The sequence below is a fragment of the Streptomyces sp. NBC_00271 genome, assembly GCF_036178845.1.
Classification (GTDB): domain Bacteria; phylum Actinomycetota; class Actinomycetes; order Streptomycetales; family Streptomycetaceae; genus Streptomyces.
Genome location: NZ_CP108070.1, coordinates 772,317 through 788,157, shown reverse-complemented (window position 1 = coordinate 788,157; position 15,841 = coordinate 772,317). Strand labels below are relative to the sequence as shown.

At 69.0% G+C, this 15,841-nt stretch carries 14 protein-coding genes; 5 read left to right on the top strand and 9 right to left on the bottom strand.

Going from position 1 to position 15,841, the window contains the following annotated elements; all coding sequences use genetic code 11:
* Positions 1 to 6 precede the first annotated feature (6 nt).
* Positions 7 to 1,287: a PucR family transcriptional regulator gene (locus tag OG798_RS56400; RefSeq protein ID WP_443053706.1), complete on the top strand. Its 1,281-nt coding sequence runs from the start codon at positions 7 to 9 to the stop codon at positions 1,285 to 1,287.
* Positions 1,288 to 1,827: 540 nt separating this feature from the next.
* On the opposite strand, the gene OG798_RS04080 is transcribed toward OG798_RS56400, so the two are convergent.
* Complete coding sequence (locus tag OG798_RS04080; RefSeq protein ID WP_095857021.1) at positions 1,828 to 2,406, bottom strand: TetR/AcrR family transcriptional regulator; 579 nt, start codon at positions 2,404 to 2,406, stop codon at positions 1,828 to 1,830.
* A gap of 85 nt (positions 2,407 to 2,491) precedes the next feature.
* Between OG798_RS04080 and OG798_RS04075 the strand changes: the two genes are divergently transcribed.
* Positions 2,492 to 3,373 carry an SDR family oxidoreductase gene (locus OG798_RS04075; protein WP_328756291.1) on the top strand — a complete coding sequence of 294 codons (882 nt, stop codon included), beginning with the start codon at positions 2,492 to 2,494 and terminating at the stop codon, positions 3,371 to 3,373.
* A gap of 171 nt (positions 3,374 to 3,544) precedes the next feature.
* On the opposite strand, the gene OG798_RS04070 is transcribed toward OG798_RS04075, so the two are convergent.
* The 7 genes from OG798_RS04070 to OG798_RS04035 form a co-directional block, all read right to left on the bottom strand.
* On the bottom strand, positions 3,545 to 4,543 hold the full coding sequence (locus OG798_RS04070; RefSeq protein WP_121417760.1) for an NAD(P)H-dependent flavin oxidoreductase: 999 nt from the start codon (positions 4,541 to 4,543) through the stop codon (positions 3,545 to 3,547).
* Between the two features lie 252 nt (positions 4,544 to 4,795).
* Positions 4,796 to 5,206, bottom strand: a complete 411-nt coding sequence (locus tag OG798_RS04060; protein WP_328760224.1) for a hypothetical protein — start codon at positions 5,204 to 5,206, stop codon at positions 4,796 to 4,798.
* Positions 5,207 to 5,518: 312 nt separating this feature from the next.
* Positions 5,519 to 6,283 (bottom strand): hypothetical protein, encoded by a 765-nt coding sequence (locus OG798_RS04055; protein ID WP_328756289.1) that lies wholly within the window; start codon positions 6,281 to 6,283, stop codon positions 5,519 to 5,521.
* 166 nt (positions 6,284 to 6,449) lie between these two features.
* Positions 6,450 to 7,241: a MerR family transcriptional regulator gene (locus OG798_RS04050; protein ID WP_328756287.1), complete on the bottom strand. Its 792-nt coding sequence runs from the start codon at positions 7,239 to 7,241 to the stop codon at positions 6,450 to 6,452.
* A gap of 15 nt (positions 7,242 to 7,256) precedes the next feature.
* Positions 7,257 to 8,018 (bottom strand): ABC transporter permease, encoded by a 762-nt coding sequence (locus tag OG798_RS04045; RefSeq protein ID WP_267060416.1) that lies wholly within the window; start codon positions 8,016 to 8,018, stop codon positions 7,257 to 7,259.
* 9 nt (positions 8,019 to 8,027) lie between these two features.
* Positions 8,028 to 8,825, bottom strand: coding sequence for an ABC transporter ATP-binding protein (locus tag OG798_RS04040; protein ID WP_095857028.1), 798 nt, complete (start codon positions 8,823 to 8,825; stop codon positions 8,028 to 8,030).
* A gap of 476 nt (positions 8,826 to 9,301) precedes the next feature.
* A complete protein-coding gene (locus tag OG798_RS04035) occupies positions 9,302 to 10,225 on the bottom strand; it encodes an SDR family NAD(P)-dependent oxidoreductase (RefSeq protein WP_328756283.1) in 924 nt (307 codons plus the stop codon).
* Positions 10,226 to 10,358: 133 nt separating this feature from the next.
* On the opposite strand from OG798_RS04035, the gene OG798_RS04030 reads away from it, so the two are divergent.
* A complete protein-coding gene (locus OG798_RS04030) occupies positions 10,359 to 11,246 on the top strand; it encodes a helix-turn-helix transcriptional regulator (RefSeq protein WP_328756281.1) in 888 nt (295 codons plus the stop codon).
* A 135-nt stretch (positions 11,247 to 11,381) separates the two neighbouring features.
* On the opposite strand, the gene msrA is transcribed toward OG798_RS04030, so the two are convergent.
* On the bottom strand, positions 11,382 to 11,894 hold the full coding sequence (gene msrA, locus OG798_RS04025; RefSeq protein ID WP_075029982.1) for a peptide-methionine (S)-S-oxide reductase MsrA: 513 nt from the start codon (positions 11,892 to 11,894) through the stop codon (positions 11,382 to 11,384).
* A gap of 354 nt (positions 11,895 to 12,248) precedes the next feature.
* Here msrA and OG798_RS04020 point away from each other — a divergent pair, with 354 nt between their 5' ends.
* Positions 12,249 to 14,360, top strand: a complete 2,112-nt coding sequence (locus OG798_RS04020) for a glycoside hydrolase family 27 protein (protein WP_121417768.1) — start codon at positions 12,249 to 12,251, stop codon at positions 14,358 to 14,360.
* A 186-nt stretch (positions 14,361 to 14,546) separates the two neighbouring features.
* Entirely contained in the window at positions 14,547 to 15,839 is a 1,293-nt protein-coding gene (locus OG798_RS04015) for an ABC transporter substrate-binding protein (protein WP_267060413.1), read from the top strand.
* The last annotated feature ends 2 nt before the right edge of the window (positions 15,840 to 15,841 follow it).

The window sequence follows — 15,841 nt, the reverse complement described above, 5'->3', positions numbered from 1 at the left end:
AAGACCTTGGTCGAGAAGGAGATCAACGCCCTGGCGACCGTGTTGCTCGAACGCGTCGGGCAGCTGGCGAAGGAGATGGCGGCGCGGATCCGCGCCGGCTCGCGCGACTACCACTACGACGTGGTGCCCGCGGAAGAGCTGGAGGCGGCTTGCCGGACCCACCTTGGCAACGCGCTCCGGACGCTGACCGGACAGGTACCCGTGGACACCGAGGCCGCGGCCCGTATCGGCCGCCGCCGCGCTCTGCAGAATGTGCCGCTTCCCGCCGTGATGACGGCCTACCGCATCGGTGTGAAGTACTTCTGGGAGGCAGTACTCGCCGAAGCCACCACGAACCCCGAGGTGGGGAGCGACATGCTGGTCGCGGCGGCCTCGGCGATGTGGGTGCTCCAGGACGGCATCACCGAGGCCATGGTCTCTGGCTACCACGACGCGGTGGCCGAGCGGCTCGTCGCCCATGAGCATGAGCGTTCGGCGCTGGTGGAGGCGCTACTGGAAGGCAGGAGCATGGACGCCGACGCCGCGTGGTCCGCGGCGGAGGTTCTGGGCGTGCCGCGCAAGGGCCCGTTCACCGTGGTCGCCGCAGAGGTACCGCACATCGGTCGACAGGCCCTGCCGGAGGCTGCGGCCCTCCTGAGTCGGCAGGGAATTCGGTCCGCCTGGCGGCTGCGCCCCGATATGCAGCTGGGCATCGTGTACCTGCGTACCCCGCGGGACCTGAACGACCTCGCCGAGGTGCTGCGCCAGCACACGAAGCAGCGGGTTGGGGTGAGCCCCTCCTACGACGACCTGTGCCGCACGGGGGAAGCCCTGCGCTTCGCCAAGGTCGCCATGCGCGGCGGCGACGCGGAGAGCGGCGCCGTGACCGTCTTCGACGACTCCCCGGTTGCGGTCGCGTCAGCCGGCGCCCCCGACGTCATGGCCCGCGTCGCCACCACCGTCCTCGGCCCGATCGAGGCCCTGCCGGCCGGCGATTGTGAGTTGCTGTTGGACACGCTGGACGCCTGGTTCGACCCGGTGGATCGGCCGAGGAGGCCGCCAAGCGTCTGTACGTTCATCCCAACACGGTGCGCCTGCGCCTGCGCCGCATCGCCGAGCGTACGGGCCGCTCCCTCACCGATCCGCGCGGCATCACCGAACTCTCCCTCGCGCTGCGCGCCGTGCGGCAGACGCCCAAGCCCCCGTTCTCGACCGGCACCGCGGATACGGCGGACAACTGAGCCGAACGGTGCCACGGGCGAGTTGCCCCCGCATCCTTGCCGCGTTCGTGAACTGCTCGTCCGTTGACGCCGTCCAGGGCCGCTCGACGAGACGCAGGGGAGCCGGTGGGCCCGCTGAGTCCCTCGGGAGGGGCACAGCCACCGCGCCGGGCCGCGGTAGAGCCGGCCTGAAAGCGCGGCGACGCCCCGAGGCATGCCATTGATGAGCTTGCCGCCGTCGAAGCCGTGGCTGTCGGGTCCAACGGTCCAGCCGTGAGGCGGCCTCGGCCGTGCCCTACCGCGAACCGACCTCACCCGCTGGATCGTCCTCGCCCCTGAGGCACGCGAGCTGTATGTGGACCGGGAGAAGATCGCAGCGGAGATGAGCACGTCCTGCGTCTGGACGTCGGCCGTCATCCCGATCAACCATGCAGCGACAGACGCCGCCACTCGCCGCACGGCCCTCGAGAACCGCTTCCTGCCGGAAACCTGAAGACCGCACAGCATGCCCGAAAGGCCAAGCCCGGGTCCTGAATCCGCGACGAGACCACCCGGCTCCGGAAACTGATGAGGACTCTGGAAAACGGCTGTGACCGCAGTTCTGTGAACGACGGTGAGGTTTGTCCGGTCAGCCCAGCGATGCGCTCGCCGCACGCAACTCGTCCAGGGCCGCCAGGGTGTACTCGGCGAGCCCGTCCTTGGCGTCGCGGTCGCCCTCGGACCATTCGGCGTACCCCCGTTTGAACGCGAGGACGCCCAGCTCGCCCGCGAGAGCCGCGGTCGGATCGGGTACGCCGCGGGCGACCAGAGCGACTGTCATCGCGGCCGCGAGGCTGACGCTCTTGAGGGCGTCACGTTCTTGAAGCTCGGCGCTGGCGGCGACGGCCGCCTTCAGGCGCGGGGCGAGCTCGCGATTCATGGGGCCCATCGCGCTCGAGGCGCGCTCAAGACCGGCGGCGACCGCCTCGAGCGGGCTGGCATCACCGGGCGCCTCGGCGATCCCCTCGGCCAGTAGTCGGCTCAGCGTCTCCTGTCCGGCCACCAGCAGCTCGCGCTTGTCGGGGAAGTGCCGGAAGAAGGTGCTTTTGGTGACTCCTGCGCGCTCGGCGATCTGCGCGACCGTCGTGGCGTCGTACCCCTGCTCGGTGAACAGGTCGACGGCGGCCATGACGAGGCGTTCGCGTGCGCCTGGTTCCCATCGACCCATGGGGCCATCGTACGTGATGGGACTCTTGTCCCATCACCCTGCTATGGTGATGGGACAAGAGTCCCATCACTTGGGGGAGAGTTTCATGCGCGTCTTTGTCACCGGCGGCACCGGTCTGATCGGTTCCGCCGTCGTCGCCGAACTGCTCGGCAACGGCCACACCGTCCTCGCGCTCGCCCGTTCCGACGCGTCCGCGCTGGTCGCCGAGGCGACCGGCGCCGAACCGCTCCGGGGAGGTCTCGCCGATCTGGACATCCTTCGCGCCGGCGTCGCTCAGGCCGACGGGGTGATCCACCTGGCATTCGCCAACGACTTCAGCAGCCCCGACGCCCTCGCGAAGGCGGTCGCCGAGGAAAGTGCCGCCCTCGCGACCCTCGGCGAGGAACTCGTCGGCAGCGACCGCCCCTTCGTCACCGTCTCGGGTACGCCCTATGTGCCGGGCCGCGTCTCCACCGAGGCCGACCCGCTGCCGACCGACGGGCCGGTGGGTGGTCGCGGTCGCGCGGTCACGGCGGTTCTGGGCTTGGCCTCGCGCGGAGTCCGGAGCACGGCCGTACGCATGCCACGCACGGTTCACTACCAGGGCACGGGAGGGTTCGCCGGTCTGCTGACCGGCATCGCACGCCAGACCGGAGTGTCCGGCTACCCGGGCGACGGCGCACAGCGTTGGCCGGCCGTGCACGCGCTCGACGCGGCAGTCCTCTTCCGCCTCGCCCTGGAGCAGGCGCCGGCCGGTACCTCCTGGCATGCCGTGGCCGACGAGGGAGACAAGGTGCGGGACATCGCCGCGGTCATCGGCCGACGGCTGGGCCTGCCGGTCGAGTCGGTCCCGTCGGAGACCTACGGTCCTCTCGGCCCGATCTTCGCGACCGACCAGCCCTCCTCCAGCACCCACACCCGCCAGGCACTCGGCTGGGAGCCGAAGCACCCACGCCTCCTGGAGGACCTGGAGAACATCCAGCCCTGACCGGCGACAGGGGGATCGTTTCGCAGATGATCGCGGTCCTGGAACGCGTTCGCGTGGCCACGCGCTCTGGCAGGCGGGCCTGTGTCTGCCACGGCACCGTGACCCTTGGTGTCAGTGCCACACGGCACGGGCGTGTGCGGCCGTTTCCGTCGGGGCCGGCTGCCACGCCGATCAGGTTGTCGGTCGGCCGAGTAGCGAGCGAGGCCGCGAAACCAGGATCGCTTCGGCCTCGTCGCTGATCGCGCGGACCACGTCGGCGGCCGGGCGTACGCCATCGACGAAGGACGCCGACTGGCCGTAGATGATCTCACCCGTGTCGGGGTCGGGCGGGGCCCCGAAGGGGTTGGCGGCTTCCTCAGGCCTCAATTCCTCCGCGCGGTCCCGCAGGGTTGATTCGCGCTCCGCCCACTCGTCGGTGAACCGGTTGCGGCGGACGCGTTCACCGATACCGGTCGGCCACGGCAGTCCTGACACGATGTCGTAGGCCCGTGTCCATACGGTGTCGCCGCCGTCGCTCTCGACGATCAGGCGCTTGTGGATGTCGTGCACCTCGACCGCCTCGGGTGTGGCAAGGAACGCCGTGCCCAGCCAGGCACCGTCCGCGCCGGCGGTGAGGACGGCCGCGAGCGTTCGGCCGTCGCCAATGCCGCCTGCGGCCAGCACCGGGACATCGGGGTACCTGCGCACGATCCCGGTCAGGAACGGCAGCAGACCCATCGTCCCGGTGTGACCGCCGGCCTCGTTGCCCTGCGCCACGAGGACATCGGCCCCCGCGGCAACCGCCGCCTCGGCGTCCTCGTAGTTCTGGACCTGGCACATCACCCGGGCTCCCGCGTCCTTGGCCCGGGCAAGCCACGGCTGGGGATCGGCGAACGACAATGCGACGACTGCCGGCCGCTCCTCCAGCGTGGCGTCGAACAGCGCCTCGGTGAAAGGGAGGAACGGCGTGATGAACCCGACTGCGAACGGCCGGTCCGTCGTGGCACGGATGGTCGCGATCTCCGCACGGATCCAGTCGGGTCCCTTCCAGGGATGCGTACCCCCGAAACAGCCGAGGCCGCCGGCGGCGGAGACCGCGGCAGCGAGTGTTCCGCCGCTGTGCAGAGCCATGGGGGCCGACATCACCGGATGAGCAAGCCCAAACATATCGGTGAATCTCGTCTGCAACATGGCCGCACACTAGCGGACTGACGAAGCGCCAATGGGCGGCATGCCAAGACGGCCGTTGGATGTCTGAATCGAATGCGACCCATCGGACACGCCCTGGCGCCGCCTGGGAACACCCAGGTCGTCGTCTCCCTGATGACGCAGGTCGGCGCGGGCACGCGGACGGTGGACTGGACCAGGAACTGTGTGCCCCGCGCTCCTGGACCTCCGGCCCAGACCGCTGCCGGGATGCCGGAGTTGGCGAGGAAATCGTCTTCACGACCGAACCGGCTGCAGCGCTTGTGCGTTGATGTCGTTGCGGGACACGGTGCACCAGCGGTCGCAGCGGTGCGCGTCAGTTGGGGTGCGTCGCGGTGGTCGTACCAAGGGCCGGAGAGGGGTTGTTCCCTGAGCCGTCGACGGCTTCCTGCCGCACGCTCTGCGTGAGCGCACTGCCTTGACGTGAGCCAGGCCGGCGCGTACCAGAGATGAGACCGGGTCGACTGTGAGGCGGCCGTGGGAGGAGACATCGGTGTCGGCCTGGGCGTTGACGCCGGTTCCCGCGGTCGCGGGGGTGCCCGTGGGGTGGCCGGTGAGGAAGATCTTGCCCACCTCACCCTGCGTGCGGTCGAGATGGCCGAGTCTGCCCGAGGCGATGGCCGTCGGCTTGCCGCTGCCGGTGAACAACTTGGCGTTGACCGTGGCGTCGTTCTTGCAGTTGGGCGCGCATGCGAGGGCGACTTATGTGCGTCGTCAATCGTCGATCAGCCGGAGGGAGACGGACCTCAACGGTGCCTTGATCAGCCGGTGTTCAGGCGCGAGCGCGGGGCAGCGCACCCCTATACGTCCACTGGGCGCGTTCTATGGCGGAGCAGCCTCTGATTGCCTCTCAAAGGCCCCACTGAAAGGCGAAGAGCTCAACTGAGACCAGGAGTGCGCCCGGGATTCCATTCCGTGAGACAGCATGGAGCCCCGGGCTTGCGGCTCGTGCGGCGCTGCCTAGTTGCAGTTCGTCGAGTCTCGAACGGCGTTGACGAGGTATGTGCTTGAGCTTGAGGTGTTCTTCATCAGTGCGGTGACCGTGCCGCAACCGCCGTGGGCGCGGTAGACAGGTCCTGCGTACTGGCTGAAGTTGCCCTCGTCACTCGCACAGCCCTCTGCCGTGCAGTTCGAGCAGAGCTTGAGCTTCATCCACTTCGCGCCACTCGTGTTGTTATCGAAGATGGCGCACGTAGGAGCGTCATTACTCGCGGGGTTGGATCCCTTGACGTAGACGAAGAGGGTCCCCAGGCGCGAGGCGTCGGGCAACTGCTCGGCCTTGTAGAGATTGTATCCCGTACCGCAGACAGTTGCGGCTGCTACGACTGCAGCGGGATTCTCCGCTGCAATTGCCCTGGCGTTCTTGTCGGCCTTGGCCGAAATGCTGGGAATCGGCCGGTCGGCCGCTGCGACCTGCGGAGCAGTCAGGCCGAGTATGCCCAGGGTGGCTGCGGCCGCTGAAAAGAAGATTCTTGCTGAATGGGCGAAGCGATAACAGCGGTGAGAGCCAATCAGATCGCCCCTCGTGCTGGCTACGTGGATTTCTGAGGGGAAACGGATGCTGTTGCTCCGCTGTGACCCTATGCGCGTGGACCTTCCTCTCCCGAGGGGAAGAATCAGGCAATCGTCCGACCGGCTAGTTACCCGTAGTCCCGACCCCGAGGTGAGTTGAGTGGTGCGCGTCACGCCACGGGAGAAACTGCCGGCCTGCCTGTTTCTGGCCATTGGCCGAAGGTCGCCGGGAGTCCGCCACCACTGATGCCAGGCGTGGATGCCAGGGCAGGGGCAGGGGCCTCGGACAGCGCCCTGCCAGGCGATCTGCACGGCAGACTGCCGCCCCGGCCGGCACGAGCACCCCCGAACAGCGTCACACCAGGTCACTGACCTGCCTTCAAGGTGGCGGCAGCTCAGTGTTGAGCCTGTCGGCAGGCACCCGCTCGATGCGGGTCCAGCCCCTCCAGCCACGCTCCTCCAGGATCGCCAACACCCGCTCGGCACCCGGTGAGGACTCGACCATGGTTGAGTCCAGCAGGTCGACGAACTGGTCGTCGAAGCCGTCGGCACCCACCTCGCCGGCCTCCACGGCGCGAATCCTGAGGCGCTCCAGGATGTCGGCGACCTCGACGACCCGCGGATCGTCGGCCGGCCAGTCGAGCGCTCCTCTGAGAAAGCTGTAGAGCCTCACCATGTCGGGGTCGTCCAACTGCTCGTGCTTCTTGGCGATCACGGCGTCGATCAGGTGTGGCACCTGGGCGGCGATCATGATCCAGGCATCCCGCTCCAGTTCGATGTACCGCTCCTCGACACCGAGACCGCGCAGCCGGTCAAGGTAGTCCACGACGCTCGGGGGGAGCGCCAGGTGCTCTCCGGCCGCGAGCCGGGCGAGCCGTCTGCGCGTGCCCTGCAGCCGCCGGATCTCGGCACGCAGGTCCTTGTCGATCTCCTGGACGCCATCGGCGAACTCCTCCGGGCCGGCGTCGAGGAGTGCCTGCACCCTGGCCAGCGGCACGCCGGCGTCTGCCAGGCTGCGGATCCGGATCAGTCGCACGACCGCGGCAGCGTCGTAGGTCCGGTACCCGGACCGGTCGCGTGCGGGCTCCGGCAGCAGGCCGATCTGGTGGTAGTGGCGTACCGCCCGCACCGTCACCCCGGCGTACGCGGCAAGCTGGCTGATGGTGAGCATGGGTCTCAGCCTGCCTCAGGCGATCTTCCGGCGATAGGTGACCATCGCGAAGACGTACGCGACGACGAGGATGCCGACGCACCACGCGAGTGCGCTCCAGATGTCGTCGCCGACCGGCTGCCGGGCGAACAGGTCGCGGATCGTGTTGACGATCGACGTCACCGGCTGATGCTCGGCGAACCAGCGCACCGGGCCAGGCATGGTCTCCGTGGGCACGAACGCCGAGCTGATGAACGGCAGGAAGATGAGCGGGTAGGCGAACGCGCCCGCGCCTTCGACCGACGCCGCGGAGAGCCCGGGGATCACGGCGATCCAGGTCAGCGCCAGGGTGAACAGGAGCAGGATGCCGGCGACCGCGAGCCATGCCAGCACTCCTGCCCCTGAGCGGAAGCCCATGAGCAGAGCGACGCCCACGACGATCACGAGCGAGATCAGGTTGGCGGCCAGAGAGGTGAAGACATGTGCCCACAGCACACCCGACCGTGCGATCGGCATGGACTGGAATCGCTCGAAGATCCCACTCTTCATGTCGGTGAACAGCCGGTACGCGGTGTAGGAGATGCCCGACGCGATCGTGATGAGCAGGATGCCGGGCAGCATGTAGTTCACGTACGCAACCGACCCTGTGTCGATCGCGCCGCCGAACACGTAGACGAACATCAGCATCATGGCGACCGGCGTGATGACGGTCGTGATGATGGTGTCCATGCTGCGTGTGACATGGCGCAGGGTCCGCCCCGTGAGAACAGCGGTGTCGCCGAAGAAGTACGCGGTCATCCTTGCCCCCTAGTTGTTCGTGCCGGTGGCGTCGCTCTTGCCGTCGCCGCCGATGATCGCGAGGAAGATCTCCTCGAGGGTCGGCTGCTTCTCGACGTACTCGACCGTGGCGGGCGGGAAGAGCCGCTTGAGCTCGGCGAGGGTGCCGTTCACGATGATCCGACCCTGGTGGAGGATCGCGATCCGGTCGGCCAACTGCTCGGCCTCGTCCAGGTACTGCGTGGTGAGCAGCACCGTCGTTCCGTAGCCGGCGAGCTCCTTGACCGCATGCCACACCTCGATGCGCGCCTCGGGGTCGAGCCCGGCCGTCGGCTCGTCCAGGAAGATCACCGGCGAATTCCCGATGAGGCTCATCGCGATATCCAGCCGGCGGCGCATCCCACCCGAATACGTCGACACTCTGCGCGCGCCCGCCTCGGTCAGCGAGAAACGCCTCAGCAGGTCATCCGCGATCGCGCCCGGGTCCTTGAGGTGGCGCAGCCTGGCGACGAGTACGAGGTTCTCCCGACCGCTGAGGATCTCGTCGACGGCCGCGAACTGCCCGGTGAGGCTGATGGACTCCCGCGCGTTCGCCGGTTGGGTGGCGATGTCGAAGCCATTGACGCTCGCCGTCCCCGCGTCGGCCTTGAGGAGCGTGGCGAGGATCCTCACGGTCGTGGTCTTGCCCGACCCGTTGGAGCCGAGCAGGGCGAAGATGTTGCCCCGCGCCACGTCGAAGTCCACGCCGCGCAGCACTTCGAGCTTCCCGTACGACTTCTCGAGACCCTGCACGCGAATCGCCGGACCGGCGATCGATGGGGCTGTCATGGTCACCTGCCTCCTTTGCGGAGCTGTTCCAGGCGACTGCGAGGAAGCTCCTGCCGGAAGGATGGAGGGTTGACCCAGCGTCAGGGTCAAGCCCGCTCCGCCCACGGCATCCAGACCGCCGGCGCTGATGCGGGTCGTCCCGTGATTCGTTCCCATCGGGCAATGGCTGGGCGCAGCTTCTCCAGCGTCGAAGAAGTCCGCGATCAGTGCGAACATCGCCTCGGGCGAGGGGCGGCGGCGGATCACGAGGTCGATCACCTGCTGGCTCAGCGCGATCGTGCCACGCCTGGCTCGCATATGGTCCAGCGTCTTTCAGAGTCAGGGTCCGTCATGAGCCGGATCGCAAGAGCGGCACCGGCGACGATGAGCGGAAGACCCCGAAACCGCCCTGCCAGACGATCTGCACAGCAGACTGCCGCCCCCGACCGGCACGAGCACCCCCGACAGCGTCACACCAGGCCCCTGACCTGCGAAGGTCAGCGGACGATGTCGCTCGCCAGTTCCCACAGGCGCTCGGCGTTCGCAGGGTCCAGTGCGTAGGGGGCCACGCCGGGGACGCCCAGCTGGGTGGGGCGTGCGTGGACGAGAGGGGCCTCGTTGACGTCCTCGAAGTAGCGGCCGCCGACGCCTTCGACCAGCGGGGAAGCGGCGAGGAACACGGTGGTCGCGGCGCCCTGCTCGATCGTCTTGCGGTAGGGCTCCGGGGTCCGCAGGCCTCCGGTGTGCCGCTGGAGGTTGGTGGCGATCGCACCCGGGTGCAGGGAGTTGGCCGTGATGCCGTCGCCGGACCAGCGGCGCTGCGCCTCGACGGCCAGGAGGACGGCGGCGGTCTTGGACTGGCCGTAGGCGATGAGCGCGTCGTACGGGCGGAAGCGGAAGTCGATGTCGTCGAAGACGACGGGAGAGAAGAGATGGCCGCTGGAGGAGACCGAGACCAGGCGCGCTCCGTCGCCGTCGGCGAGGGCGCGGTGCAGCCCCAGGGTCAGGGCGAAGTGCCCCAGGTAGTTGGTGGCGAACTGCTGCTCGTGGCCGCCGATGCCCCGCCCGAGCTCCGGCGGCATCATGATGCCGGCGTTGTTGATCAGGATGTGCAGCGGACCCTGCCAGCCGGCGGTGAACGCTCGCACCGATTCCAGGTCGGCCACGTCCAGGCGGGCGACGTGGATCGCGTCGTTCCCGGTGGCCTTGCGCAGGTCGGCAGCGACCTGCTCGCCGGCTTCCGGACGGCGGACGGCGAGCGTGACCTCGGCACCGTTGGCCGCCAGAGCGCGGGCGGTCTCGACTCCGAGGCCCGAGCCCGCGCCCGTGACGATCGCCCGCCTGCCTGACAGGTCGACGCCCTCGATCACCTCCGAGGCGGTGCTGTCGCGGCCGAGCGGGGTCGTGAAGAGCTGGGACATGTGATGCGTTCCTCCGGTCGTTCGAAACTGCGCCGTCATACTGCGCCGAAGGCTGTGGGGCGAACCAGGACGGGGTGAGACTGGGACTGACAGGGCCACCCATGAACCGGGAACGCATTCGTACGCTGGAAACATGACAGCCGCCGGAGACGCCAACGCACTGGGCCGGTATCTGCGTGCCCGCAGGGAACTGGTCCAGCCCGACGAGGCCTGGGATCAGGGGAACCGGCGTGTCCCGGGGCTGCGCCGCGAGGAGGTCGCGTTCCTCGCGGGCATCAGCTCCGACTACTACAACCGCTTGGAGCAGGGCCGCGACAGGAACCCCTCGGAGCAGGTACTGCGCAGCATCGCCCGCGCCCTGCGACTGGACGAGGAGGCGACGACGTACCTGCTGGAGATCGCCACACGCAAGAGTCCGCGGCGCAAGCGGCCCCGCAGGCCGGAGCAGGTCGGTGACGGTCTGCGCACGCTCATCGACTCCTGGCCATTGACCCCGGCGTACATCCACGGCACGTACATGGACGTCCTGGCCGCCAACAGCCTCGCCGTCGCGCTCTCACCGTTCAACGCGCCGGGGCGCAACGGCATCCTGGCCGCGTTCCTGGAACCGGAGATGCGGGAACTCCATCAGGACTGGGAAGACATGACCGCCCGGGTCGTCCCGTATCTGCGCTCGGTCGTCGGCGCGGGCATCGAAGACCCGCGCCTCGTCGAGATCGTCGGAGAGCTCTCCCTGCGCAGCGAGCGCTTCCGTACGCTCTGGGCCCGGCAGGACGTCAAGCACAAGACCACCGGCATCAGCCTGCTTCATCACCCCGAGGCCGGCCCTCTGGAACTGCACTACGAAAAGCTGCTGGTCCCGGGCACTGGCGAGCAGACACTGGTCACCTACCACGCACAGCCGGGCAGCGACTCCGAAGAACGCCTGCGTCTGCTCGCCAGCATGCACGCCCCTGACCAGGTCGGCGGTACGCGGCCGGCCGGCGACCAGACCCGAACGCCCGGACGCGCCATGCCTTGACGTGCTCCCCGGACATCGGCGACCGGTCCGGTCGCCGATGCACTCGTCGTTCTTGCTCACGCTGGATGAGCCGGTTGCCGCCTCGCGCGGTCAACCCTCCGCGTCAGCCCTCCACACGGTCAGTCCGCCGAGCCGTCAGCCCTCCGCGCGGGCGGGCAGCCGCCATCCCGGGCGCGGGAAGTGGCAGGTGTAGCCATCGGGGTAACGCTCCAGGTAGTCCTGGTGCTCGGGCTCGGCCTCCCAGAAGGGGCCGACCGGCTCGACCTCGGTGACGACCTTGCCCGGCCACAGTCCGGAGGCGTCGACGTCCGCGATGGTGTCCTCGGCGATCCGCTTCTGCTCGTCGTCCACGTAGTAGATCGCCGAGCGGTAGCTGAGACCGATGTCGTTGCCTTGGCGGTTCTTGGTGCTCGGGTCGTGGATCTGGAAGAAGAACTCCAAGATCGCGCGGAAGTCGGTCTTCTCGGGGTCGAAAAGGATCTCAATGGCCTCCGCGTGGGTGCCGTGGTTACGGTACGTCGCGTTCGGCACGTCACCCCCGGTGTATCCGACCCGGGTCGCTGTCACGCCCGGGAGCCGGCGGATCAGGTCCTCCATCCCCCAGAAGCATCCGCCCGCCAGTACGGCCCTCTGCGTCTGCGCTGCCATGTCGGCCCCTCCAATGTCTGTCGCCTCGGTCACTCGGGCTGCTCGGCTCGCACACCGGCGGCATCCCATGCCCTCTGGCTTCATCAGCGCGTGAGGGTTCCAAACAATTCCACGCCCGCCCCGCCGGCCAGCAGTCGGGGGGTGGGGCACCGCCGCAGCCTGGGGAAACCGTCCCGGGGCGGTGCCTACGTCACCGCGGGATCCCGTTTTTAAGTTAATTAGCAATTAATATTGACAGGCCTGAGGGGCCTGGGCACAGTTTCCGCCGTGGCACCGACGCCCAGGCAGGACCGGAGCGGGGTGCCTCGTACCCCCAACTCTCGGGAGAACTCAGTGGCTTCGCATCGTGCAGGGATGGCGCGACCGCGGCGGACAGCGGTGGTGCTCGGTGCCGTGGTGCTGGTCGGGTCGGCGGTGCCGGCGGCACACGCCGCGGACGACCAGGGCGCGCCGCAGTACTACGACAGCGGTCTCGCCTCCACGCCGTACATGGGATGGAACACCTACTACGGGCTCGGCGCCCCGACGGAGGACCAGGTCAAGAAGGTCGCCGACCACCTCGTCAGCAGCGGGCTGCGCGACAGCGGTTACAACATCGTCTGGCTGGACGGCGGTTGGCAGGCGGACCAGCCGCGCGATCCGCAGACGGGCCAACTCGTGGCCAACGCCACCCGCTTTCCCTCCGGTATCCCCGCGCTGGTGACGTACCTTCACAAGCGGGGCCTCAAGGTCGGCATCTACACCGACGCGGGTGAGTACGACGGCGGGAAGTGGTGTGGCCTGGGCAGCCGCGGCCACTATGAGCAGGACGCCCGCCAGTTCGCCGGGTGGAAGGTCGACGCCATCAAGGTGGACTTCCTCTGCGGCATCGGCGCGGGGCTCGATCCGGGCCCGGCCTTCAAGGAGTTCAGCGACGCCGTCGCCAAGTCCGGGCGGAAGATGCTGCTCAATCTGTGCAACCCGCTCACCGACGACTGGGGCATGCCGCACACCCCGGAACAGGACGCGCACAACACCTTCGTCTACGGTCCGACGGCGGCCGACTCCTGGCGCACCGGCACCGACATCGCCTGGGGCACCCCGACCGCGGGGGAGTGGCCGAACATCCTGCGCAACATGGATGCCAACGCCTGGCACCCCGAGGCGCAGGGGCCCGGGCACTGGAACGACCCCGACTACCTGATCCCGATGCGCAAGCTCGCCGAGGGTGGCTACGAGCTGACGGAGGAGGAGTCCACCACTCAGTTCGTGATGTGGGCCGAGATGGCCTCGCCGCTCATGCTCGGCAGTGACCCGCGCACCCTGGCGCAGTCCATGATCGACACCCTGCGCAACCCCGAGATCATCGCCGTCGACCAGGACCCTCTGGGCATCCAGGGCGCCCGCGTGGCGACCGACTCGGTCGGCGACGTCTACAGCAAGGTGCTGCAGGGCGCGGGCAAGCGGGCGGTCGTCCTGCTCAACCGTTCCGACCAGGCGCAGGACCGCACGGTGACCTTCGCGGACGCCGGCCTCGCGGGCAAGGTCGCGGTGCGTGACCTGCGGGCCCGTGCCTCGCGCGGCACCTTCACCGGCTCGTACACGGTGCGCGTCCCCGCGCACGGCACGGCCTTCCTCAAGCTGACCGGCACCGACGAGGCCCCCGGCACGCAGCTTCCCGGCCGCTCGTCGGCGAGCCCGGCCCTGGTGCGCGACGGTGACACGCTCACCGTCTTCACCCGCGGCACGGACGGCGCGCTGCGCGCGCAGAGCGCGCGCGGTGGTGACTGGGCCACGTCCCGGACCACCGATCTGGGTGGCCCGACGCGCGGCCGCATCCTGGGTCAGCCCGCGGCGTACGCCTCGGCCGGGGGGCGGATCGACGTCTTCGTGCGCGGCACCGACGACACCGCCTACCAGCGCGTGTACGCGAACGGGCACTGGGGGCGCTGGCAGAACCTCGGCGGGACGCTGACGGACGCGCCGACCGCGGCCTTCGCGGGACCGGACGACTGGACCCTGTTCGTGCGCGGTGCGGACGGCAGTGTGTGGTCGCGCGGCCCGGCCTCCGGCTGGACCTCGCTCGGCGCCCCGCAGGGCCGGCCGTTCTACGGACGTCCGTCGGCCGTCGTCGACGACGCCGGGCGGCTGCACGTGGCCGTGCGCACCCCCGACGACTCGGTGTGGTCGCGGACCCGCGACACCTCCGGCACCTGGTCGGACTGGACCGCCCTCGGCGGCACGACCAGTGGCAGCCCGACCTTGGTGGCCTCGGGCGGAACCGTCCACCTGTACGCGCGGGCCGGGGACTACACGCTCTGGACGCGCAGGTGGACCGCCGACGGCGGCTGGGCCGGCTGGAGCAAGGAGACCGACTTCGTCAGCGGTGCCTTCGACGGCGCGCTCGGTGCCGTCGCCGGGCCGGACGGCGGCGTACTGGCCGCCTACCGCGGGGTGGACGGCCGCGTCCACCAGACCGGGCTCTGAGCTCCGCGCGCTCGCTTTGATGTGCCTCCGGGCCTTGTTCGGCCCGGAGGCACATCCTCCGAGAAATAAATTAGTAATTAATCTTGACGGTGTCCGTACCCCTGCGACAGGCTGTGCCTGCCGCAGGCGGAGCCGGGCCGTCAGGGGGCCTCAACTCTGTTCCGCAGGCACTTAGGGAGTGCACAGATGACCGTTTTCAACGCCACCCGCCGCAGATTCCTCGTAGGAACGGGCGCAGTCGGCGCCGGCGCGCTGCTCAGCGGCTGCGTCACCCAGACCCCGTCCACCTCCGGAGGAAAGTCCGGCGGCCCGGTGACCCTGCAGTCCAACCTCTCCTCTCCGCAGGCCAAGACCGCGATGCAGGCGGTCGTGGCCGCCTACGACAAGCGCGGCGACGCCAGGGCCCAGCTCAACACGGTCGCGTCGGAGACGTTCCGCACGCAGCTGCCGACCTACCTCACCTCGGCCAACCCGCCGGACGCCTACACCTGGTACCCCGGCTCCGTCGCCGAGTCGTACGCCAAGAAGGACCTGCTCCTCGGCCTCGACGACATCTGGGAGAAGCCCGAGCTCGCCGGCTACTCCGACGCGCTGAAGAAGCTGTGCACCTCGGCCTCCAGCGGCAAGAAGGTCTTCGTGCCCACCAGCTACTACTGGTGGGGCGTGTTCTACCGGAAGTCGAACTTCGCCAAGTGGGGTGTCAAGGAGCCCAAGACGTGGGACGAGTTCCTCGACCTGTGCGACAAGCTCAAGAGCAAGGGCGTCGCCCCGATCGGCCTCGGCGCCGGCGGTGACACCCCCTGGGTCGCCTCCACCTGGTTCGACTACCTCAACATCCGCGTCAACGGCGCCAAGTACCACCGCGAACTCCTCGCGGGCAAGCACCGCTTCGACGACCCCGAGGTCCGCAAGGTCTTCGACAAGTGGGACGAGGCCCGCCCGTTCTTCGACCCCAACGGCACGGCCATCCCCTTCCAGGACGCCACCACCGCCCTCCTCCAGGGCCGCACCGGCATGATGCTCATCGGCACCTTCTTCGCCGACGCCGCCCCCAAGGACGCCCTGGGCGACCTGGACTTCTTCCAGTTCCCCATCATCGACCCGAAGGTGCCGGTCGCCGAAGAGGCGCCCACGGACGGCTACTTCGCCAGCGCCCGCACCAAGCGCGTCGACGGCGTCAAGGAGCTGCTGCGCTACCTGGCCTCCGCCGAGGCGCAGGAGCTGTACCTCAGGAACTCCTCCGGCACCGCGCTGCCCACGCACCCGGACGCCAAGGACGCCGGCACCCCGCTCGTCCTCAAGGGCCGCAAACTCATCGAGAGCGCCACCGACGTGACGCAGTTCTTCAACCGGGACTCCAGCGACGCGCTCCAGCCGACCGCCGACACGGCGCTCGTGCACTACCTGGCCAAGCCCAAGGAGATCGGCTCCATCCTCACCACGTGGCAGCGCAGCGCACAGAAGATCTGGAGCCAGTGACA

Excerpts from the sequence above, each read along its gene's own strand:
- OG798_RS04080 (WP_095857021.1), bottom strand. The coding sequence starts at position 2,406 with ATGGGTCGATGGGAACCAGGCGCACGCGAACGCCTCGTCATGGCCGCC.
- OG798_RS04075 (WP_328756291.1), top strand. The coding sequence starts at position 2,492 with ATGCGCGTCTTTGTCACCGGCGGCACCGGTCTGATCGGTTCCGCCGTC.
- OG798_RS04070 (WP_121417760.1), bottom strand. The coding sequence starts at position 4,543 with ATGTTGCAGACGAGATTCACCGATATGTTTGGGCTTGCTCATCCGGTG.
- OG798_RS04055 (WP_328756289.1), bottom strand. The coding sequence starts at position 6,283 with ATGGCCAGAAACAGGCAGGCCGGCAGTTTCTCCCGTGGCGTGACGCGC.
- OG798_RS04050 (WP_328756287.1), bottom strand. The coding sequence starts at position 7,241 with ATGCTCACCATCAGCCAGCTTGCCGCGTACGCCGGGGTGACGGTGCGG.
- OG798_RS04045 (WP_267060416.1), bottom strand. The coding sequence starts at position 8,018 with ATGACCGCGTACTTCTTCGGCGACACCGCTGTTCTCACGGGGCGGACC.
- OG798_RS04040 (WP_095857028.1), bottom strand. The coding sequence starts at position 8,825 with ATGACAGCCCCATCGATCGCCGGTCCGGCGATTCGCGTGCAGGGTCTC.
- OG798_RS04035 (WP_328756283.1), bottom strand. The coding sequence starts at position 10,225 with ATGTCCCAGCTCTTCACGACCCCGCTCGGCCGCGACAGCACCGCCTCG.
- OG798_RS04030 (WP_328756281.1), top strand. The coding sequence starts at position 10,359 with ATGACAGCCGCCGGAGACGCCAACGCACTGGGCCGGTATCTGCGTGCC.
- msrA (WP_075029982.1), bottom strand. The coding sequence starts at position 11,894 with ATGGCAGCGCAGACGCAGAGGGCCGTACTGGCGGGCGGATGCTTCTGG.
- OG798_RS04020 (WP_121417768.1), top strand. The coding sequence starts at position 12,249 with ATGGCGCGACCGCGGCGGACAGCGGTGGTGCTCGGTGCCGTGGTGCTG.
- OG798_RS04015 (WP_267060413.1), top strand. The coding sequence starts at position 14,547 with ATGACCGTTTTCAACGCCACCCGCCGCAGATTCCTCGTAGGAACGGGC.